Raw genomic sequence first — 20,655 nt, forward strand, 5'->3', positions numbered from 1 at the left:
CCACGCACCACACCCACCCCGACTCGGCTCCCCCGCACACCGGCCCACCCCACGCACGACTCGGCCCCCGCACACCGGCCACCCCCACGCACCACCGCCGCCCCCAACACCGCCCCGAACCAGCCGGGTCCGCCTCCCCCGCACCAGAACGCCCCGGCCCACTCCGGGCAGCACGACGAACGGGTCCGGCACCCCTACCCCTCTCCCCCCGCTACGCAGTGGAGACGAATGCCGGTACCGCCCCAGTCCCCCACCCGGGCCAACCCCCGCCCCTCATCCCCGCATTCGGCGTACCGCCCTGCGGGCCACCACCCGGACCAGGTCCTTCACCGGCACATTCCGCACCGGCCGGTCCTCCAGCGCCCCCCGCGCCGCCGGCACCTCAGGTTCCGGGGCCGGGGCCGGGGCCGGCGGGGATGCCTTCGCCGCCAGGGCCGCCGACGCCAGTATTCCGCCCAGCACCGCCTCCGTCGCCGCCTCCGTCGGGATCTCCGTCGGCGTCACCGGCTCCACCGGCGTGGCCGGCCGCCGCGACAGCGCCTCCAGGTCCCCCACCACCCGGACCCCCGACGCCGCGATGCCCGCCGCCACCTGTTCCGCGACCTCCGCCACCGCCGTCTCCGCCCACTCCGGAGTCGTGATGCGGGGTTCGTTCGGCGCCGGTTCGTACGACTGCAGGTGCGGCACCACGCCCTCGCGGATCACCTTGCCCTGCCGCCACGTGCTCCAGTTACGCTCCCGCAGCTTGCGGTTGAGCTGCAGCAGCAGCTCCGCCTCGCTCTGCGTCAGCGACGAGTTCCCCCCGCTCTCCTGCGGCTGCAGCACCTCCTCCGGCAGGTCGAGCAACTGCTCGAAGACCCGGAACTGCCACAGCGGCCGCGCCTCGTCCACGACCACCGCCGTCACGTTCTCGGGGCCCGCGGCCGCCGCCCAGCGCTCGATCAGCTCGTCGTGCCGCTGCAGGTGCCAGAAGTCCGGCGTCGGCTCCTCGTACGGCGGCTTGCGCAGCATCGCGTCGAGCCAGGTCTCGTACGACTCGCAGAGCCCGTGCTTGACGTACTGCTGCCAGTGCGACGGCATGATCTTCCGCAGCGGCCGCAGCGTCACCACCACGTGCACGCCGCCACCGCCGCCCTCGCCGCTCACGCCACCCGCGCCCGCCAGCTCCTTCACCGCCGTCCGCGCCGCGTCCGCGGAGGCCGTCGCGAAGAACTCGCTGCTCGCGAAGAACCGCAGGTCACCCGCCTCCGCCGCCTCCCGGCAGAACGCCTCCCAGGGCTCGCGCTCCGCCGCCGTCGGGTCCTTCCTGGCGATCGCGACCGCCGGGTCCTTCGCCTGGCGGCCCGGCCCGGCATAGACGACGCCGTGCTCCCTGAGGGTGTCGCGGGCCTGGTGGAAGGCGGCCTGGAGGGCGGTGGTGCCCGTCTTGTGGGGGCCGATGTGCAGCAGTCTCGTGCCCGGTGGGGTGGGCGCGGTGAATCGCTCTCCCTGCATGGAAGGGCCTTTCGTGTTCCGGAGGAGGGCCTCGATTCTGCAACGGCGTGACCACCGGTCGGTGAGGTCGAGCCGAACAACGGGCAAACAAACGGCCCCCGCCGCGTCCGCGCAACTTTCCCTTCCGGTGATCGTTTCCCCGGTCGTGAACCTTACGAAGCCACGCCTTCGCCTCGCCGCCCTCGCGCTCGCCGCGGCCCTCGCCGGCGCCGCCGCGGCCACCGCCCCCGCCGCCCTCGCGGACGGCGACCCCACCCCGCCGGTCGCCCTGTCGCAGACCGCGGACCTGGAGCCGTACGTGCAGACGCACCTGATGTTCGGCACGGTACGGCCCGACGGCGGCCCGGACGTCACCGACCGGCAGTTCCGCGCGTTCGTGGACGAGGTCGTCACCCCGCGTTTCCCCGCGGGACTCACCGTGGACGAGGTACGGGGCCAGTACCGCGACCGGCACGGCACCATCGAGCGCGAGCGCTCGTACGAGGTCTACCTGCTCTACCCGCTCACCGAGGCGCAGGAGCAGGACGCCCGGATCGAGCAGATCCGCGACGCCTACACGGCCCAGTTCGCGCAGGAGTCGGTAGCCCGGGTGGACGAGCCCGCCCGCGCCGGCTTCTGACCCGGAGCCCCCGTTCCCAGCCCATCGATATGGGCCCTCCGCCCCCGCCACTACGGCCCGAGCACACCGCTGCGTACGCACCGGCCCGAGCACTCCGGTCCCGGCCGCCGGCCCAGACCCTCCCGAACCCCCGATACTCCCCCTCAGCCCGACTCCCTCACCACCAGCCGCGGCGTCGTCACCACCGGCTCCTGCTCCTCCTGCCCGCCCGCCAGGCTGCGCAGCAGCAGCCGCGCCATCACGCCGCCCATCCCCTCGACGTCCTGGTGCACCGTCGTCAGCGGCGGCTCCGTCCAGGTCGCCGGGTCCAGGTCGTCGTAGCCGACGACCGCGACGTCCGCGGGGACGCGGCGGCCGTGGGCGCGCAGGTTGCGCAGGGCGCCGGTGGCCATCAGGTCCGACGCGGCGAACACCGCGTCCAGGTCCGGGACCCGAGCCAGCAGCTCCGCCATCGCGCGTTCGCCGCCGGCGGGGGTGAAGTCGCCCTCCGCGACCAGCTCGTGGCCGCCCGGGGCGTCCCCGTCCGCCTCCAGCGCCGCCCGGTATCCCGCCAGCCTGTCCACCGCCGACGTCTGGTCCAGCGGCCCCGCGATGTGCGCGATCCGCCGCCGGCCGCGCCCCAGCAGGTGCCGTACCGCCAGCTCCGCGCCCGCCCGGTTGTCCGTGTCGACGTACAGCAGGCCCGGCTCCCCCGCCGCCCCCGGCCAGCCGGGACGGCCGCCGTAGACGACGGGCAGCCCCGCCGCCGCGGCCAGGCCCGGCAGCGGGTCGTCGCGGTGCAGCGAGAACATCAGCGCGCCGTCCACGTGCCCGCCGGCCAGGAACCGGCCGATCCGCGGATAGTCCGCCCGGTCCGCGACGTACAGCAGCACCAACTGCGTGTCCGCCGCCGCCAGCGCCCCGCTGATCCCGCGCAACTGCCGGGCGAAGAACGGGTCGGCGAAGACCCGGCTCTCGGGCTCGGCGATGACGACGGCGACCGCGCCGGTGCGCCGGGTGACGAGCGTGCGCGCGGCCTGGTTCGGTACGTAGCCCAGCTCGGCCACGGCGCGGTGCACCCGCTCGCGCAGCGGCTCGCGCACCCCCGCGCCGCCGTTGACCACGCGCGACACCGTGGCCCGCGACACTCCGGCACGGGCGGCCACGGCCTCCAGCGTGGGGCGGTTCCCGGACACCTCAACTCCTCTTCACTCAGTGGGCCTTGACAGTAGCCCGCCCACTCGGCAGTGTGCCTCAACACAACCTGAGAGCGCTCTCAAACGGGCGCATCCCCAGGGGAGAACCTCCTCATCCCCCCACACCCCGAGGAGCAGCCAGACATGCACGCAACACGACTACGGTGGCGCAGGAGCCTGCTCGGCGCGGTCGCGGCGATGGCCGCGGTCAGCGCCCTGACCCTGCCCTCCGCAACAGCCGGCGAGGACGACGGAAGCGCGGCCGCCGCAAGCGGCCCCGCGCCCCTCGCCGAGGTCTTCCGCGACGACTTCGACGGCGCCGCCGGCTCCCCGCCCGACGCCGCGAACTGGATCGTCGACACCGGCACGTCCTACCCCGGCGGCCCCGCCAACTGGGGCACCGGCGAGATCCAGACGTACACCGACAGTCCGGAGAACCTCCAGAAGGACGGCAACGGCAACCTCACCATCACGCCCCGCCGCAACGCCTCCGGCGGCTGGACCTCCGCCCGCATCGAGACCCAGCGCACCGACTTCCAGGCCCCGGCCGGCGGTGTCCTGCGCATCGAGGCCCGGATCCAGATGCCGAACGTCACCGGCGCCGAAGCCCTCGGCTACTGGCCCGCGTTCTGGACCCTCGGCGACGCCTACCGCGGCAACTACTGGAACTGGCCGGGCATCGGCGAGTTCGACATCATGGAGAACGTCAACGGCATCGACAGCGTCTGGGGCGTGCTGCACTGCGGCACCGCGCCCGGCGGTCCGTGCAACGAGAACAACGGCCTCGGCGCCTCCCGCGCCTGCCCGGGCGGCAGTTGCCAGTCCGGCTTCCACGAGTACGCCCTGGAGCTGGACCGCAGCGGCCCCGTCGAGGAACTGCGCTGGTACGTGGACGGGCAGCAGTACCACTCCGTCAACGCCGACCAAGTGGGCGCCGGGACCTGGGCGAACCTCGCCCACCACGGCCACTTCCTGCTCCTCAACGTCGCCATGGGCGGCGCCTTCCCCGACGGCGTGGCCGGCCACGCCACCCCCACCGACGCCACCCGGCCCGGCGTGCCGATGACCGTCGACTACGTGTCCGTCGAGCAGTCCGGAGGTGCCGCCGAATGATCTCGCGACGCAGGCTGCTGGGTGGTCTGGCCGTCGCGTCCGCCGCCGCGGGGACACCTCTGGTGCTCTCCGCGGCGCGGGCGGGCGGCGCCGCCGCGGCCCTCGGCGTGACCGTCGTCAACAAGACGGGTGCGTACGAGAACTCCTCCATCAGCATCTACGTCGTCGGCAACGAGGGCGGCCGGCAGGTCCGCCTCACGCCCGACGGGTCGCTCGCGCCCATCGCGCTCGGCGACAACGGCCCCGACGGCTACACCGACTACGCCATCCCCTTCGCCGGCAGCGGCGACACGGGCCTCACGCTGCCGAACATGTCCGGCCGCCTCTACGTGGCCCTCGGCGGCAAGCTGAAGATGAAGGCCGTCACGGACGGCGCCGGCAACGCGGCCCTCGCGTACCCGGCCGGCTGGGTCGCCACCGACCCCAACTACCCCGTGCTGCACGACTGCATGGAGTTCACGCTCAACGACGCCGGCATGTTCTGCAACACCACCATGGTCGACATGTTCAGCGTGCCGATGTCCATCCACCTGACGGGCGCCGACGACCAGACGACCGGGGCGCTCAAGGACGGCGCCAGGCAGCAGGTGTTCGACACCCTGGCGGGCACCGAGGGCTTCGGCCGGCTGGTGGACGGGGACGGGCTGCGGGTCATCGCCCCCGGGCACGGCCTGGACGCCGGGCTGTTCGACGGCGCGTACCTCGACGGGTACGTGGACGAGGTCTGGTCGGCGTACGCGGGCAAGGACCTGAAGGTCACCACGAACGCCGGTACCTTCACCGGCCGCGTCGCCGGCGACCGGCTGTCCTTCACCGGCCCCGCCGACGTCGCCTTCGACCGGCCGCCCACCCGCGACGTGCTGTTCTGCGACGGCAAGCTCGCCGCCCCCAACGACGGCACCACGGGCCCCGTCGCCGCGATCCTCGGCGCCGCGCTCAACCGCACCACCCTGCGCGACCACGCCGACCAGCCGGTCACGGACGCGTCCGCCTTCTACGGCACCGGTGTCTCCAACCACTACGCGCGGGTGATGCACGAAGTGTCAAAGGACGGGCGGGCGTACGGGTTCGCCTTCGACGACGTGTCCGGCTTCGCGTCGTACATCGAGGACCGGGCGCCGCAGCAGCTCACGCTGACGCTGACGCCCTTCTGACACCCACGGGAGCCGGCGGGGGGCAGCGGGAGCCCGCCGGCTTCCGCGGGGCCGCGGGGGCCGCGGCAGGCCGTGGGCTGTCCGGTGGTCAGGGCCGGGCAGCCCGCGGCCGGCGGCGCGCGCGGGGCCCGCCGCCGCGCCGGGGATCAGCAGCGGGACGTCACGCGCTGCTCACCGACAGCTTGGCCGCGAAGCCCAGGAACGCCGTCCCCGCCGCCGCCGACATCCCCGCCGTCAGCCGCCGCCTGCGGCGGAAGAGGGCGGCGAGGTGCGTACCGCTGAAGATCAGGGCCGTCAGGTACGTGATGCTGAACAACTGCGCCCACGCTGCCAGCACGACGAACGTCAGCTCCGGGTGCACGTACGCCGGGTCGATGAACTGCACGAAGAAGGAGACGAAGAAGAGGATCGCCTTCGGGTTCAGCAGGCTGACGACGAACGCCCGGCGGTACGGGCGCTCCATCTCCTCCCGCGCCGGCTCCGCCCGCGCGGCTTCCCCCTCCGCCCGCGCGACGGCCCGCACCTCGCGCTCGCGCCACATCCGCCACGCCCCGCGCAGCATCCCGACCGCCAGCCACGTCAGATACCCGGCGCCCGCGAACTTGACGACGGCGAACGCCGCCGGGCTCGCCTGCAGCAGCGAGGCCACGCCGCCCGCGGAGAGCACCATGAGCACCATGTCGCCGCACATCACGCCGCCCGCCGCGCGGTACCCGGCGCGGGCGCCGCGGCGGGCGGCGACGGAGACGACGTAGAGGGAGTTGGGGCCCGGGAGCAGGATGATCAGGGCGAGCCCGGCGAGGTACGTCGACAGATCCGTGACTCCAAGCATGCGGGCCAGGCTGCCATGTACCCGCCTATCCGACGAATCGATTATCGGGCAATCCCGCATGCCGGACAGGGGCGGTCCCGGGCACCGGCCGGTTAGGCTCGTCTGTGGATCACCGGTCACGGCGGAGGGGGCCCGTACGGCATGAACGGCACGGTCACAGCGGTCTGCAGCAGCGGCGAGTACACCTTCCACAAGCCTTCGCGCGAGTCGATCACCCTGCTCGCCGGCCTCGGCGTCGAGGGCGACGCGCACGCCGGCGTCACGGTCAGGCACCGCTCCCGGGTCGCCCGCGACCCGTCCCAGCCGAACCTGCGCCAGGTGCACCTGACCCACGAGGAGCTGTTCGCCGAGGTCGCCGGGGCGGGCTTCGCCGTACGCCCCGGGGAGCTCGGCGAGAACGTCACCACCCGGGGCGTCGACCTGCTCGGCCTGCCCACCGGCACGCTGCTGCACCTCGGTGCCGAGGCCGTCGTGGAGGTCACCGGGCTGCGCAACCCGTGCCACCAGATCGACGACTTCCAGAGCGGGCTGCTCAAGCAGGTCGTCGGCCGGGACGCGGCCGGGAACGTGGTGCGCAAGGCGGGCGTGATGAGCGTGGTGCTGACGGGCGGTGTGGTACGTCCCGGAGACCCGGTCGTCGTGGTGCTGCCGGACGCCCCGCACCGCCCGCTGGAGAAGGTCTGAGCGCCTTCCCGGGACGACGTCAGCCCGCGCCCCGGCCCGCGCCGGTCTCCGTGACCGCGGACGCGCCGATCACCTCGCCGTCCGCGTCCAGCGCCTCCGCCTGCACGTAGGCCGCGTCCGCCGCGTCCGCCGGCAGGGCGACGTCCGTGTCGAGCCCGTCCCACGGCTCGCGGGCGACGGGCCGCAGCTCGTCCCGCGCGTCGCCGGCCAGCACCCGCCAGCCGGCGACCTCCGTGGCGCCGTTCCACACGGCGTGCGCGTCGCCGGACGCGCCGTCGATCCGTACCTCCGGCGCGGTCTCCGGCTCGCCCTTCCACTCGTCGCGGTAAGTGCGGTACGAGCTGTACTCGTCCGGGAAGACGGCGTCGAACACCAGCCGCCCGGCCGCGTCGAACTCCGAGATCCGGCCCGCCGAACCCCAGCCGACCAGGGTGTTGCCGTTGGGCAGCCCCTGGCTGCCGCCGGTGACGGCGGTGGAGACGCGGTCCGGGTGCACGAGCTGGCGCTCCAGCTCCGCGGTGCCCGCGCGCGGGTCGATGCGCAGCCAGGCGACCCGGGTCTCGTAGCCGTCGGAGTGCATGTTCTGGTTGTCGAACATGCGGTACGTGCCGTCGCCTACGGCCACGACGTCGTGCTGGGCGATGGTGCGCGCGCCCGCGCCGAGCCGGAAGTCGCTGTTCTTGCCGCCGAGCCGCCAGACGATCTCGCCGGTCTCCCGGTCGAGCTTGTAGACGGTACTGGTGCCGACGGCGGAGACGAGGAGGTCGCCGTCGGTGTCGAGGGAGACGGAGTTGGTGTGCAGGTAGTCGAAGGGGCGGGTGCCGGCGCGGCCCGAGGGCCGCTCGTCGGACTCCTGCAGCGGTACGTGGTCGAGGCTGCGCCACTCCAGCAGCGGCTCGCCGGTGGCGAGGTCCAGCTCCCACACGACGCTCTCCAGCACGTCTCCGTCCGCGGGGCCGCCGACCGGGGTGAGGTCGTAGGGCCGCTGCTGGTAGCTGACGACCAGGGCGGTGCCCTGCGGGGTGAGCCGGAACTCGTGCAGGTCGATGCTCTGTTCCGGGTCGGGGGAGCGGACGGTGGCGATGATGTCGTAGTTCTCGTCGGCGATGTAGCCGACGCCCTCGCCGAGTCCCGCGTTGTCGCTCCTGCCCTGCCACCAGGTGAGGACCTTGCGGCCGCGGTACTCCTGCACGCGGAAGTCGGCGACGTACTCGTTCTGCGGGACGCGGTGGTACCAGACGGGCCGGCCCCGGTCGTCGACGATCTGGGGCCCACGGCCCGCCTCTGGCGGCGGTTCCTCGCCGGGCGGCCCGACCCGGCCGGGGTTCTTCTGCGGTCCGACGAACAGCAGTCCTTCGCCCATGCCGGGGCGGCGCTCCAGCACGTCGAGGGGCGCGGGCGGCTGCCCGGACGGCTCCTCGGCGGCGGGTGCGGCCGCGCCGCGCACGGCGGCCGGCTCCGCGGCCCGTTCCGCGGCCGCCGCGGGCGGGAGGGCGGCGACGAAACCGCCGAGGATGATCGCGGTGCACGTACGCGCCCGCCGACGGGACACACGACGGGATCCGCGGCGGGTCACGCGGCGGGATGCATGAGGGGTGGGCATGTCTCTCCCGGAGGTGGGGGGCCTCCACGTCTACCAACCGCGCGGTGACAGAGCGGTCACTCCTGGGGCGCGGGGGGCGGCTCCGGCCGCGGTGGCGCGCCGGGGGCGCCCGTCCGAATTAGTCTGATATGCGTGCCCCAACGCATCCTGCACACCGCCGACGCCGAGGACGCCCCGCTCCGCGCCGCCCTGCGCCGGCTGCGCACCGAAGAGGACGTGCCCGCGGCGTTCCCGCCCGAGGTGCTCGCCGAGGCCGACCGCGCCGCGAAGGCCCCCCGGCTGCCCGAGCGGGACGCGACCGACATCCCGTTCTACACGGTCGACCCGCCCGGCTCCCGCGATCTGGACCAGGCCCTCCACGTCGCCCGCCGGGGCGGCGGCGGCTTCCGCATCCACTACGCCATCGCCGACGTCGCCGCCTTCGTCACCCCCGGCGGAGCCCTCGACGCCGAGGCCCACCGCCGCGTGACGACGCTCTACTTCCCCGACGCCCGCGTGCCCCTGCACCCCGGGCAGCTCTCCGAGGGCGCCGCCAGCCTGCTGCCCGACCAGACGACCCCCGCGCTGCTCTGGGAGATCGACCTCGACTCCAGCGGCCAGGTCGCCGAGGCCACGGTCGCCCGCGCGCTGGTACGCAGCCGCGCGCGGCTCGACTACGGGGGCGTACAGCAGACGATCGACGAGGGCACCGCGGAGGAGCCGGTGGCGCTGCTGCGCGACGTCGGCCTGCTGCGCGAGGAGGTGGAGCGCGAACGCGGCGGGATCTCGCTCGGCGTACCGGAGCAGGAGGTGGTGCGCCGCGCCGGCCGCTACACGCTGGAGTACAGCGCCCCGCTGCCCGCGCACGGTTGGAACGCGCAGGTGTCACTCCTCACCGGCATGGCCGCCGCGGACCTGATGCTCGCCTCCGGCACCGGCATCCTGCGTACGCTACCGCCCGCACGCCGCGGCGCCCTGACGTATCTGCACCGGATCGCCCGCGCGCTGGACATCGACTGGCCCGAGGGCCTCGACTACCCCGAACTGCTCCGCTCCCTCAACCCGCAGATGGCCAACCACGCGGCGTTCCTCCAGGACTGCACCGCGCTGCTGCGCGGCGCGGGGTACACCGTCTTCGACGGCGAGCCGCCGGCGCGGCAGGACGCGGTGCACGCCGCGGTGGCCGACGAGTACGCGCACTGCACGGCGCCGCTGCGGCGGCTCGCCGACCGGTACGCCCTGGAGCTGTGCGTGGCGGCGGCGGCCGGCGAGCCGCCGCCGGAGTGGGTGCGCGAGGCGCTGGGCGGCCTCCCGGAGCTGATGGTGCGGGGCGCGCAGCGGGCGGGGCGGCTGGAGCGGGAGTGCGTGGACCTCGTGGAGGCGGCGCTCATGAGCGGGCGGATCGGGGAGGTCTTCGACGGGTACGTGGTGGAGGTGGACGAGCGCCGCCCGACGCGGGGGACGGTGCAGCTCTACGAACCGGCCGTCATCGGCCGCGTGGACGCGGAGGGGCCGGAGGGCGCGCCGGTGCCGTCGGCGGCCGGAGAAGCCGCGGCAGCCGCGGAACGCGCGGCACCTGCGGCCGGCGAAGCACCCGCGGTCGGTGCGCCATCCGCCGACTCCGCGGAGCCTCCGGAACCCGCGGAGCCCCCGGAGTCCGCGGAACCCCCGGACTCCGCCGACGCCGCCGGGCCTCCCGTCCGCGCCTGGCCCGCGCCCGGCGAGCCGTTGCCGCTCGGCCACCGCGTCCGGGTCCGGCTCACGGCGGCGGAGCCCGGGGTGTCGCCCGTACGCTTCGCGCCGGCGCCCTGACCGGGCAGCGGCGCGCCGCCGCGCTCGCCCTCCCCCTCCCCCGCCTCCTCGCGCGCCGCCCGCGCCGCGCGCAGGGCGTCGACCACCGGCTGCGGGTCGTCCGCGTAGAACTTCAGCACCCGCGCCTCCGCGGGCTTCCCCAGCGGCCGCACGAACGCCACCGGCTCCGTCAGCTCCACGGTCACCGACGTCTGCCCCCCGACCGCGAGGTGCGCCGTGCCGTCGTCGTCCAGCCGCAGCAGCCCGCCCCCGTCGGGGAAGCGGCGGTCCACCCGGGCGTTCGCGATCAGCTCTGCCGGTACGGGGATGTCCAGCAAAACCCCGTACCGTACGCGCAGCGAGCCGTCCGCGCCGACGACATGCGGCCGGACCACGCAGGCCGCCTGGAGCGCGAGGATGAAGTAGATGCCCCAGATGTCGAGGACCAGCACCACGGCGTGCACCACCGGCCAGGGGATGACGAGGGCGAGCGCCACGGTCTCGATGACCGAGACGAAGAGGAAGCCGTAGAACGTGAACGCCTGCCCGGAGGCGTACGGGACGGCGGTGTCGCCGGGGCCGATCCCGTGCTTCGGGCGGCGGGCGAGCCAGCGCAGGGTGGCGGTGAAGAGCTTCACCTCGTGCACGGTCAGCTTGCGCACGGCGGCCGGGACGCTGTCCCGTACCGCCTCCAGACCCGCCGCGCGGGGCGCGAGGCCCGCGCCCCGGTGGCGGCGGAAGTCGGCGGCCAGCAGCGTGACCAGGGCCGCGGTGACCAGCACGACGGCCACCTCGACGGCGAGCATCACCGGCTCCGGGATGCGGACGCCCGAGGCGAGGCAGAGCACGAGCACTAGCTCGCCCGGTACGAGCGAGGCCAGGGCCCAGCGGACCGTACGGCGCAGCGCGTTCACGACGCACTCTCCCCGCGCCGCCGCTCCGCGTGCCCGGCCCCGCCCGCCTCGCCGGCCCCGCCCGGCCGCTCTCCGAGCAGGGCCATCGCCCGGCGCATGACCTCGGCCTGCGCCGGGGGGAAGTCCGCGAAGAACATCTCCGCGAAGGCTTCCCCGCCTTCGGCACCGTCCTGGTCCGCGGCGGCACCGGCCGCGTCCGGCCCCGCGGCCATCAGCGCCAGCGCCTCGTCGGGCAGGGCGGCGACCACGTCCCGTGCCAGCTCCTCGACGCGCGGGTCCGTGGTCTCGGCGTCGGCCAGCTCGTCGAGCCGGGCGTAGACGTCGTACGCGCGCGTCATCGCGTCCGGGTCGGCGCTGAGCGCGTGCAGCAGCGCGTCGAGCCAGCCCCGGTGCGCTTCGTCCGCCGTGGTGTCCAGCAGCGCGAGCAGCTCGCGCTCCTTCGCGGCGCTCGCCGGCTCCGGGACGCCGAGCCGCGCGGAGGTGCGGGACATGTCCGCGAACACCGCCGCCAGCTCCGGCGACACCGGGCCCTCGGCGGTCAGCCCGCCGCCCTCCGCGTACCGCAGCAGCTCGGCGAGGCGGACGCGGCGCCGCCGGATGGCGGCCTCCTGCCGGGCGAGGTCGGCGTCCAGCTCGGCGAGGATCTCGTGCAGTTCCTTGCCGATGTCGTCGGCGAGCGCGTCGCGGACCTCGTCCAGGCTGAGGCCCAGCTCGGTCAGGCGGCGGACGCGGGCCAGCTCGACGGCGTCGCGCAGGGTGTAGACGCGGTAGCCGTTGGCCCGGCGGGCGGGCTCGGGCAGCAGCCCGATGCGGTGGTAATGCCGCACGGTACGGGTGGTGACCCCGGCGAGCGCGGCGAGCTCTCCGATTCGCATGACCTCAGTAGAAACGTTGACGTCGCGACAAGGTCAAGCGACGGGCCGGGGCCACCGGGCCGGTCAGGCGGTGCCGCCTCGCTCCCCCGCGTCGGCCGTGGCCACCGCGTCCGCGCCGGTCACCTCGTCCGCTGCGGCGCACAGGTCGTCCCACAGCGCCCGTACGTGCCGCTCCTCGGTCTCCAGCCCGCCGACCGCGACCCGCAGCAGATAGCGGCCGTCGACCACCGCGTGGGTGACGTACGAGCGCCCGCCGGCGTTGATCCGCTCCAGCACCGCCTTCGTCGCGGCGTTGTCGGCGTCGGTGCCGCGGCCGGTGACGGCGTACAGGCACACCAGCGCCAGGCTCCGCGGCACCCCCAGCGCGAAGCGCGGGTCGGCCGCCGCCCAGGACTCCAGGTCCGCGGCCAGCCCGACGTGCCGGCGCACGTGGTCCCGTATGCCCGCGAGGCCGAAGTGGCGCAGCACCGTCCACAGCTTCAGCGCGCGGAAGCGGCGGCCGAGGGGGAGGTGCCAGTCGCGGTAGTCGACGACGGCGCCGGACTCGCTGGCGGCGTTGCGCAGGTACTCGGGCAGCACGGTCAGGGCGCCGACGAGGGTGGCGCTGTCGCGGGTCCAGAAGAGATTGCAGTCGAAGGCGGTGAGCAGCCACTTGTGCCCGTCGGCGCTGTACGAATCGGCCAGCCCGGCGCCGTCGAAGAGCCCGCGGTGCTCGGGGCAGAACGCGGCGGCGCCGGCCCACGCGGCGTCGACGTGCAGCCAGATGCCGTGCTCGGCGCAGACCGCGGCGACCTCGCGCACCGGGTCGACGGCGCCGGTGGAGGTGGTGCCGATGGTGGCGCAGACCATCACCGGGCGGCGGCCGGCCGCCAGGTCCTCGCGTACGGCGGCGGCCAGCGCGCCGGGCGCCATCGTCTGGCCGCCGTCGCCGCCGGGCGGCACGATCCGTACCGCGTCCGCGCCCAGGCCCGCGGCGATCGCGGCCTTCTCCAGCGAGGAGTGGGTGTGCGCCGAGACGTACAGCACCTCGCGTCCGTCCCGGCCCGCCGTCCGCCAGGCGCCGCCGGAGCCGCGGTGCAGCGCGGCAAGCAGCGCGACCAGCGAGGACGAGGACGCCGAGTCCTGGATGACGCCGCCGCCACCGCCGGCGAAGGTGAACCCGGCGGGCAGTCCGGTGGCGTCGGCGAGCTGGTCGAGCAGGTGCTGCTCCAGCTCCGTACAGGCCGGGGACGTCGACCAGAGCATGCCCTGGGAGCCGAGGCCGGTGGAGAGCATGTCGCCGAGGAGGGAGGCGAGGGAGGCGTTCGCGGGGAAGTACGCGAAGAAGCCGGGGTGCTGCCAGTGCGTGGACCCGGGCACCACGACGCGGTCCATGTCGGCCAGCACCCCGGTCAGCGGCTCGCCCTCCTCCGGCAGCTTCGCCGGCAGTTGCCCGCGCACCCAGCCGGGCTCGACGCCGGGGAGCACCGGGAGGTCGCCGACGCGGGCGCGGTAGTCGGCGATCCAGTCGACGTAGGCGTGGCCGAGCTCGCGGAACTCTTCTGGGGACAGATCTCGCTGCGACATCCGCGCATCGTAGGCAGCCGCGGAATCCCGCTGGCAAGGGGCGTACGGCATCGCGCACAATGCGACGCATGAGCGGTCAGGGGGGCGGGCGGGGGCCCGAGGAGTACGCGCGCTGGACACGGACGCCGCTCGGCGCGGGCCAGTCCCTGTACCTGATGACGGCGTGCTTCACCGCCCACCGCTACGCGCCGCACGCGCACCACGAGTTCGCCGTCGGGGTGTGCACGGACGGCGCCGAGATCATCGACTACCGCGGCGAGCGGATCCGGGCCCGGCCCGGCAGCATCGTCGTCCTCGGCCCCGGCGAGGCGCACACCGGCGGCCCGGCGGGCGACGAGGGGTACGCGTACCGCGCGTTCTACCCCTCCATGGCGCTGCTGACCGACGGCGCCTGCACCGACGCGCACTTCGCCGAGCCGGTCATCGACGACCCGGCCCTGGCCGCCGCGCTGCGCGCCGCGCACGTCGCGGTCGAGCGGGGCGCGGAGCCGCTGGAGGCGGAGTCGCGGCTGCCGTGGCTGCTCGCCGCCCTGGCCCGCCGGCACGGCCGCGCCCGCCCGGCGGCGTGCGCGGCGCTGGGGAGCGGCGTGGCCCGTGCGGTACGGGACCGGCTGGCGGACGAGCTGACGGACCCGCCTTCGCTGGCGGCGATCGGCTGCGACCTGGGGCTTTCCCGGTACCAGGTGCTGCGGGCGTTCCGGGACACCATGGGCATGCCCCCGTACGCCTGGCTGGCGCAGCACCGGGTGGAGCGGGCGCGCGGGCTGCTGGAGGCGGGGCACCGGCCGGCGGAGGTGGCGGGTCTGGTGGGGTTCGCGGACCAGGCGCATCTGACGCGGTGGTTCCGGCGGGTGCTGGGGGCCACACCGGCGGCGTACACCAGGAGCGTCCGGGCGTAGGGGCCGCGGCCCGCAACGGCATTCAAGACAGCGGTGCTTCCGCCGCGGAGGCTGGAGCGCATGACTGCACGCGGCTGGGTCCTGTTCCTCCTCATGGGCGTCATCTGGGGAGTCCCGTATCTGATGATCAAGGTGGCGGTGGACGCGGTGTCGCCGTCGGGGGTCGTGTTCGTACGGTGCGCGCTGGGCGCGCTCGTCCTGCTGCCGCTCGCGCTGCGCGGCGGAGGGCTGGTCCGTACCGTACGGACGCACTGGGCGCCGATGCTGGCGTTCGCCTGCATCGAGATCATCGGCCCGTGGTGGACCCTGACCGACGCCGAACGCCAACTGTCCAGCGCCATGGCCGGCCTGCTGATCGCCGCGGTGCCGACCATCGGCGTGATCCTCGCCCGGCTCCTCGGCGACCAGGAGCGGCTGGGCCGCCGCCGCTGGCTGGGCCTCGGGCTGGGCCTGGCGGGCGTCGCGGTGCTGGCGGCGCCGGAGTTGAGCGGCGGCTCGGCGTGGGCGATCACGGAGGTCATGCTCACCGCCCTCGGCTACGCCACCGCCCCGCTGATCATCGCCCGCCGGCTGAAGGACGTACCGACGCTCCAGCTCATCGCGCCCTGCCTGCTGCTGGCCGCGATCGTCTACGCCCCCGCGGGCATCGCCACCTGGCCGGACACGACGCCGTCGGGCAAGGTGCTGGCGTCGCTCGTGGGCCTGGGGGTGCTGTGCACGGCGCTGGCGTTCGTGGTCTTCCTGGAGCTGATCCGCGAGGTGGGCCCGACCCGCGCGGTGGTCTTCACGTACATCAACCCGGCGGTGGCGGTCGCGGCGGGCGTCGCGTTCCTGGACGAACCGCTGACGGGCTCCATCGCCGCGGCCTTCGTCCTGATCCTGGCGGGCTCCTTCCTGGCCACCGCGGCGGGCGGGGGCGGGGTCCCGGGCCCGGCGGCGGACCCGGGCGGCGGCGAGGAGACCGTGGCTGCGACTAACATGGGCCTTACGGCGGACGAGCCGGCCGGGCGGTCGCGTCGGTCCCACCCAGGGATCGCCGAGGAACGTCCGGGCTCCACAGGGCAGGGTGGTGGGTAACGCCCACCCGGGGTGACCCGCGGGACAGTGCCACAGAAAACAGACCGCCGGGGGCGTACAGCTCCCGGTAAGGGTGAAACGGCGGTGTAAGAGACCACCAGCGCCCGGGGTGACCCGGGCGGCTAGGTAAACCCCACCCGGAGCAAGGTCAAGAGGGGCCGCGGAAGCGGCCCTGCGCGGACGATCGAGGGCGGCCCGCCCGAGTCCGCGGGTAGACCGCACGAGGCCGGTGGCAACACCGGCCCTAGATGGATGACCGCCTCCCCGGCGGCCGCAAGGCCCCCGGGAGACAGAACCCGGCGTACAGGCCGACTCGTCCGCCTCCACGGCCCTGATCCGGGTGTTCACCCGGATCAGGGCCGTTTTCCACGCCGCTATGCGCAACGTCTCTACCTGCGGTTTCCCGGGAGTTCCCGCGCGTTTGTTCAATTGATGCCTAACGCGATCTTGGCGCCGGAGCCCAGGTGGAACGAGCGGAGGAGCGTGCGCGAACCCGAGAGCTCGTAACACGATCTTGTTGAAGTCTGCCGGCCATGTCTGAAAGATCTGGGGCAGGATCAGTTGTTGAGCAGGGATTCTGCGATCGCGACGGATGATGACGCGATCACGGTCTCGCCGTCGTCGATGTCCCAAAGCGAGTTCTGTAGCAGCCGTCCGAGCGTCCAGCCGGTCGTGCGTGCGCGGTCCAAGTCGAGGACCTCGGTGAGCAGGTCGAAGCGGCGCCTTACTACTCGCGATACATCGCTCTTCGCGACGACGTCGTCCCACTTGCTGTCCAAGGCCGGCCAGAGGTCGAAGCCCGGGTCCCCGGCGAGTGGTTCAGGATCGATGGCAAGCCACGGCTCACGTTGCGCGGCGAGAACGTTGTCGTAGTGCAGATCCCAATGCAGGATCCGGTCTCCGGGCTCGCCTACCAGTTCGTTCACCGCTGACGCCCAACCGCACAGGAGTTGCCGGTCTTCCGGGTCAGCCAGCGCCGCCATCGCCTCGGGAACCCTCTCCAACATCTCCGTGGCGATATCCCCGAGGCTGCGTAGTCCCTGCGGCGCGGGGACGCAGACCAGCCGGGCCTGGAGCTCGGCGAGAATGCCCATCGCAACGTCGTCGTCCTCAAGCGAAGCCAGCGTACGGGCAGCCTCCAGCCGCTCCAGGAGCATCGTGCTGCTTTCGGGATCGTGGTCGAGCAACCGCACCATCCCCTCGCCGTTCCAGGTTCGCAGCCCGATGAGCGCGGCGTTGGTCTCTGCTCTGGGCATCTGCAGCTTGAGGACCGCGCGCGTGCCGTCCTTGCGCAGCACCGGCAGCACCAGCGAGGCTTCCCCTGCCCGGAGCGCGCCGTCCCGTTTCAGCTCCCAGCAGTCCAGGAACTCCGCAGCGAGGGCCGGCAGGCCGGCGATCCAGTCCCGGCCTTCCTCGCCGAAACCTCTGGCGTAGGACAGCGCCAGGGGCTGAGGGACCTCGACCGCTTCTGACGTGCTCAAATCATCTACCTTTCCAGACGTGCGTCCGTTGCCGACAGGTCGCGACACGGGCACCGAGCGCGCCGTCATGCCGTGTGGCGGCATCCGGCGAGGAGGAGGGCGACCATGCGCTTGGCGTCGGCCTGACCGTAGTCGGGGCCGGTGATGCAGAGGTTTCCGATGGCGCGCATGAGCGTGTAAGCGGTGAGACCGGGGCGGAGTTCGCCGTCGGCGGCGCAGGCGTCGAGCAGCGTCGCACAGGCCGGGACCAGGGTGTCGAGCATGAGGGCGTGGAGGTTCTCCAGCCCCGGGTCTCCGGACCCCAGCGCGGCCCCGAGGCCGTGCTTCGTCACGAGGAATTCCACGAACGCATCCGTCCATAGGGTCAGCGCGGTGAACGGCGAGACGGATTCCTCAAGGAGCCGGGGCGCGAGAGCGGCGCAGGCGTCGATCTGGTGCCGATAGACGGCGGTGACGAGGTCCGCGCGGGTCGGGAAGTTCCGGTAGACCGTGCCGACACCGACACCGGCGCGTTCGGCGATGTCACGGACAGGCGCCTGGACGCCCTGCTCGACGAAGACCGCCGCAGCAGCCTCCAGTACGCCGCTGCGGGTGCGCTGCGCCTGCGCTTGGCGTACCCCGACCGACTCCGGCACGGAGTCCTCCTTTGCTCGCGGAACAATGTTCCGCTAACTTTGACGGAACAGCGTTCCGTCAAAGTATGACAGAGCCACTCCGCAGAGAAAGCGCAGGTCTCCCATGTCTTCCCGCCCCCTCGGCCGGCAGCTCGTCTCGGTCAAGCCCATCCCCGTTCCCGCACCCGGCCGCGGCATCGAGCTGCAGGTGAAGGTCACCGCCCCGCGGTCGGGGCAGAACCTGCCCGTGATCGTCTTCTCCCACGGCAACGCGTGGTCCCTGGACGGGTACGAGCCCCTCGTCGACCGGTGGGCCGCCGCCGGATTCGCCGTGGTGCAGCCCACCCACCTGGACTCCCGCCGCAACGGCATCGGCTGGGACGACCCGCGCTTCGCCACCATCTGGCGGGTGCGGATCGCCGATCTCCACGCGATCCTCGACAACCTCGGCGGCATCCTGGCCCAGGCCGGCCTGGAGACCCGCGTCGACCACGAGCACACCGCCGTGGTCGGCCACTCCTGGGGCGCCCAGACCGCGGGCGCCATCCTCGGTGCCCGTGTACTCGACGCCGACGGCGTTCCCGGCCAGGACTTCTCCCACTCCGCGGTGTCGGCCGGTGCGCTGATCGCCGCGGCCGGAGCAGGCGACACCCTCACCCCGTTCGCCGCCGAGAACCTCCCGTTCATGAAGCCGCACTTCGCCACCATGGCCACCCCGGCCCTGGTCGTCGCGGGCGGAAAGGACCAGTCGCAGCTCTCCACCCGGGGCCCGGAGTGGTTCACCGACGCCTACCACCTCAGCCCGGCCCCCAAGAGCCTGCTCACCATCGCCGAGGCCGAACACACCATGGGCGGCATCGCCGGCGAAAAGGTCGCCGAGACCACCGACGAGGACCCTGCCCGCGTCGTCCTCCTCGCCGACGCGATCTCCGCCTACCTCCGTGCGGCCCTCGGCCTCGACGACGCCGAGTGGACCGCCCTCGGCAGCACCGCCGAGGACGGCGACGGTACGTGGAGCATCGCCAGCAAGTAAGCCCAGCCCTGCGGTCGGAGGACAACACCCGGCGCCGAGCGGTCGAGTAGCAGAACGCCCCGGACCGGTCGGCGAGAGGGCGGCGGTCCTCGGAGCCGCCCCCTCGCCTCTGCTTACAGCCCGGTCCGCTCCGGGTCGCGCAGCGGCCGCAGCGCCGCCGGGCGTCTCGCTGCCGTCAGACGATCGTTTGCCGACGGGTACCGCGGGTGAGGGCGTCGCGGCCTCGGGCATTGCGCGTCGGTGTCGAAGGTCGGGCTTCGGGTCAGGCCGGTGGTTCGGGGGTGTATCCGGCGAGCATGGTCTGGACGGCCTCTTCGACGGCGTGGTGGATGTCGGAGGCTGTGGGGTTCCAGCCGGTCAGCAGCATGCGGGGCCACAGGGCGTAGTTGGCGATCATGCCGAGGAACTGGTTCGCGGCGCTCTCGGCGTCGGGCACGTCGGCGTTGCCCGCCTCGTGCGCGACCGCCTCGACCGGCAGATGACGGACCTACGGGACGTGCGCAGGCGGCTGGACGACTTCATCACCGAGGCGCGCGATCACGAGGGACCCGGAAGTCCCTCCTGAAGCAGGGGGCGGTGGTCCGGGCCGGCAACTGATACGTCGCAGGCACCGGGGACGTGTCCGCGAAGTGACCGCTCCGCTGCCGGCTCAGCAGAAGCGGTCAACGGCCGTGACGGAGCTCCGGCCGACGACTCCCCACAGCCGCGAACGCCGGTCTCCGGGGTCGCCCGCCGGGACCGCGGCCACGCGGCTTCGCCGGTTTGGACGCCTACAGGTGGTTGACGTAGAAGTCGGTGAGCCGTTCGACGGCAGCGTCGACGTAAGCGGGCTCGTCGTACATCTCGTAGTGGCCGGCACCCTCGATCACCATGAGGTCGACCGGATTGGGGGCCGTCTTCCACAACTGCATCCCCGCCTCGTAGGAGCCGGTGTTGCCGACGCGTCCGGCGAGGATGACCTGCAGTGGCTGGGTCATGAGACGGTCGACCAAGTGGAACGCGTCGTAGCCCAGCAGGAGGGAGTCGCCGCGCGACAGGCGGCGGTTCGTGGAGTGCTCGTTACCGCCCCGCTCGGTGCGGTAGTAGGTGATGGCCTGAGTGGTGTCGATGTCGGTCAGGCCGGATGCCGCGGCGTCCTCCAGGGTGTCGGGCAGCCAGTTCACCCGGGCCGTCTCGCCGGAGCGGGCCTCTTCGATGCGCGCGTCGGCGAGGGCGTCGAGTGCGGCGGCCGGGCCGTGGGGCTGGAAGCTGCGGAACGACGTGCCCATGTTGCCGGGGACCACCGTGCCGACCGCTTTGATGCGGTGGTCCGTGCGGGCGGTGTGCACGGCGTAGCCGCCGCCGGCGCAGATGCCGAGGACGCCGATGCGCTGTGGGTCGACACCGGGGGTCGTGGTGAGTGCGTCGATGGCGTAGGAGATGTCCTCACCGCGGCGGTAGGGGTCTTCGAGGTCGCGGGGCTCGCCTCCGCTCTGCCCTTGGTGAGCGGGATCGAAGACGAGAGCCGCGATGCCGCGGGCGGCGAGGCGGGACGCGTAGTTCGCACCGATCTGCTCCTTCACGCTGCTGCCGGGCGTGGAGACCACCACGGCGCGCGGGGACACGGCGCTGTCGGGCAGGTGAAGGTCGGCCGCGAGCTCGATCGGTCCACGGGGGATCGCGAGGTGCTGAAGCATGGTGAGCGCCCTTCGTGAGATCATTGTTCCACAGCCACACCAGTACAAAAACTGTACTGATACGACTTGGAACTAA

The 20,655-nt window shown here is 73.5% G+C and carries 17 protein-coding genes, 1 other RNA gene and 1 pseudogene; 9 read left to right on the plus strand and 10 right to left on the minus strand.

From position 1 onward, the window contains the following. Window positions 1-273 precede the first annotated feature (273 nt). Window positions 274-1,494 (minus strand): hypothetical protein, encoded by a 1,221-nt coding sequence (locus ACFYVJ_RS21200; RefSeq protein ID WP_388893597.1) that lies wholly within the window; start codon window positions 1,492-1,494, stop codon window positions 274-276. A 145-nt stretch (window positions 1,495-1,639) separates the two neighbouring features. Between ACFYVJ_RS21200 and ACFYVJ_RS21205 the strand changes: the two genes are divergently transcribed. Then, a complete protein-coding gene (locus tag ACFYVJ_RS21205) occupies window positions 1,640-2,113 on the plus strand; it encodes a DUF3574 domain-containing protein (RefSeq protein ID WP_388893599.1) in 474 nt (157 codons plus the stop codon). A 143-nt stretch (window positions 2,114-2,256) separates the two neighbouring features. Here ACFYVJ_RS21205 and ACFYVJ_RS21210 read toward each other — a convergent pair whose 3' ends face one another. Beyond that, on the minus strand, window positions 2,257-3,288 hold the full coding sequence (locus ACFYVJ_RS21210; RefSeq protein WP_388893601.1) for a LacI family DNA-binding transcriptional regulator: 1,032 nt from the start codon (window positions 3,286-3,288) through the stop codon (window positions 2,257-2,259). A gap of 144 nt (window positions 3,289-3,432) precedes the next feature. On the opposite strand from ACFYVJ_RS21210, the gene ACFYVJ_RS21215 reads away from it, so the two are divergent. Both ACFYVJ_RS21215 and ACFYVJ_RS21220 read left to right on the plus strand, forming a co-directional pair. Further along, window positions 3,433-4,401, plus strand: a complete 969-nt coding sequence (locus tag ACFYVJ_RS21215; protein WP_388893603.1) for a glycoside hydrolase family 16 protein — start codon at window positions 3,433-3,435, stop codon at window positions 4,399-4,401. Next, window positions 4,398-5,555, plus strand: coding sequence for a beta-1,3-glucanase family protein (locus ACFYVJ_RS21220; RefSeq protein WP_388893605.1), 1,158 nt, complete (start codon window positions 4,398-4,400; stop codon window positions 5,553-5,555). The genes ACFYVJ_RS21215 and ACFYVJ_RS21220 overlap by 4 nt, the downstream gene beginning before the upstream one ends. A 160-nt stretch (window positions 5,556-5,715) precedes the next feature. Here ACFYVJ_RS21220 and leuE read toward each other — a convergent pair whose 3' ends face one another. Beyond that, window positions 5,716-6,387, minus strand: a complete 672-nt coding sequence (gene leuE, locus ACFYVJ_RS21225) for a leucine efflux protein LeuE (RefSeq protein ID WP_388893607.1) — start codon at window positions 6,385-6,387, stop codon at window positions 5,716-5,718. Window positions 6,388-6,528: 141 nt separating this feature from the next. Here leuE and ACFYVJ_RS21230 point away from each other — a divergent pair, with 141 nt between their 5' ends. Further along, window positions 6,529-7,071, plus strand: coding sequence for an MOSC domain-containing protein (locus tag ACFYVJ_RS21230; RefSeq protein ID WP_388893609.1), 543 nt, complete (start codon window positions 6,529-6,531; stop codon window positions 7,069-7,071). Window positions 7,072-7,090: 19 nt separating this feature from the next. Here the strand turns inward: ACFYVJ_RS21230 and ACFYVJ_RS21235 are convergent, their stop codons facing one another. Continuing rightward, the gene (locus ACFYVJ_RS21235) at window positions 7,091-8,623 is read right to left on the minus strand and encodes an arylsulfotransferase family protein (RefSeq protein ID WP_388893611.1); all 1,533 of its coding nucleotides are present in this window, start codon (window positions 8,621-8,623) and stop codon (window positions 7,091-7,093) included. A gap of 183 nt (window positions 8,624-8,806) precedes the next feature. Here ACFYVJ_RS21235 and ACFYVJ_RS21240 point away from each other — a divergent pair, with 183 nt between their 5' ends. Continuing rightward, window positions 8,807-10,465 (plus strand): RNB domain-containing ribonuclease, encoded by a 1,659-nt coding sequence (locus ACFYVJ_RS21240; RefSeq protein WP_388893613.1) that lies wholly within the window; start codon window positions 8,807-8,809, stop codon window positions 10,463-10,465. Between the two features lie 889 nt (window positions 10,466-11,354). Here ACFYVJ_RS21240 and ACFYVJ_RS21245 read toward each other — a convergent pair. Next, a complete protein-coding gene (locus ACFYVJ_RS21245) occupies window positions 11,355-12,233 on the minus strand; it encodes a MerR family transcriptional regulator (RefSeq protein ID WP_388893615.1) in 879 nt (292 codons plus the stop codon). A 63-nt stretch (window positions 12,234-12,296) separates the two neighbouring features. Next, entirely contained in the window at window positions 12,297-13,799 is a 1,503-nt protein-coding gene (locus ACFYVJ_RS21250; RefSeq protein WP_388893617.1) for a pyridoxal-dependent decarboxylase, read from the minus strand. A 68-nt stretch (window positions 13,800-13,867) separates the two neighbouring features. Here ACFYVJ_RS21250 and ACFYVJ_RS21255 point away from each other — a divergent pair, with 68 nt between their 5' ends. From ACFYVJ_RS21255 to rnpB, 3 genes and pseudogenes are all read left to right on the plus strand, one after another. Continuing rightward, on the plus strand, window positions 13,868-14,698 hold the full coding sequence (locus ACFYVJ_RS21255) for a helix-turn-helix domain-containing protein (RefSeq protein WP_388893619.1): 831 nt from the start codon (window positions 13,868-13,870) through the stop codon (window positions 14,696-14,698). 123 nt (window positions 14,699-14,821) lie between these two features. Continuing rightward, window positions 14,822-15,538: pseudogene (locus ACFYVJ_RS21260) on the plus strand (DMT family transporter); the annotation flags it as partial. A gap of 155 nt (window positions 15,539-15,693) precedes the next feature. Next, window positions 15,694-16,095: RNase P RNA component class A (gene rnpB, locus ACFYVJ_RS21265), an RNA gene on the plus strand. 237 nt (window positions 16,096-16,332) lie between these two features. Here the strand turns inward: rnpB and ACFYVJ_RS21270 are convergent. Next, on the minus strand, window positions 16,333-17,256 hold the full coding sequence (locus tag ACFYVJ_RS21270) for an aminoglycoside phosphotransferase family protein (RefSeq protein WP_388893621.1): 924 nt from the start codon (window positions 17,254-17,256) through the stop codon (window positions 16,333-16,335). 65 nt (window positions 17,257-17,321) lie between these two features. Next, on the minus strand, window positions 17,322-17,891 hold the full coding sequence (locus ACFYVJ_RS21275; RefSeq protein ID WP_388893623.1) for a TetR/AcrR family transcriptional regulator: 570 nt from the start codon (window positions 17,889-17,891) through the stop codon (window positions 17,322-17,324). A gap of 103 nt (window positions 17,892-17,994) precedes the next feature. On the opposite strand from ACFYVJ_RS21275, the gene ACFYVJ_RS21280 reads away from it, so the two are divergent. Then, complete coding sequence (locus tag ACFYVJ_RS21280; RefSeq protein ID WP_388893625.1) at window positions 17,995-18,903, plus strand: alpha/beta hydrolase family protein; 909 nt, start codon at window positions 17,995-17,997, stop codon at window positions 18,901-18,903. Window positions 18,904-19,165: 262 nt separating this feature from the next. On the opposite strand, the gene ACFYVJ_RS21285 is transcribed toward ACFYVJ_RS21280, so the two are convergent. Both ACFYVJ_RS21285 and ACFYVJ_RS21290 read right to left on the minus strand, forming a co-directional pair. Continuing rightward, entirely contained in the window at window positions 19,166-19,339 is a 174-nt protein-coding gene (locus ACFYVJ_RS21285) for a TetR/AcrR family transcriptional regulator C-terminal domain-containing protein (protein ID WP_388893627.1), read from the minus strand. 334 nt (window positions 19,340-19,673) lie between these two features. Beyond that, the gene (locus tag ACFYVJ_RS21290) at window positions 19,674-20,579 is read right to left on the minus strand and encodes an alpha/beta hydrolase (RefSeq protein WP_388893629.1); all 906 of its coding nucleotides are present in this window, start codon (window positions 20,577-20,579) and stop codon (window positions 19,674-19,676) included. Between the last annotated feature and the right edge of the window lie 76 nt (window positions 20,580-20,655).

It is taken from the genome of Streptomyces sp. NPDC004134 (genome assembly GCF_042874195.1).
GTDB lineage: Bacteria > Actinomycetota > Actinomycetes > Streptomycetales > Streptomycetaceae > Streptomyces.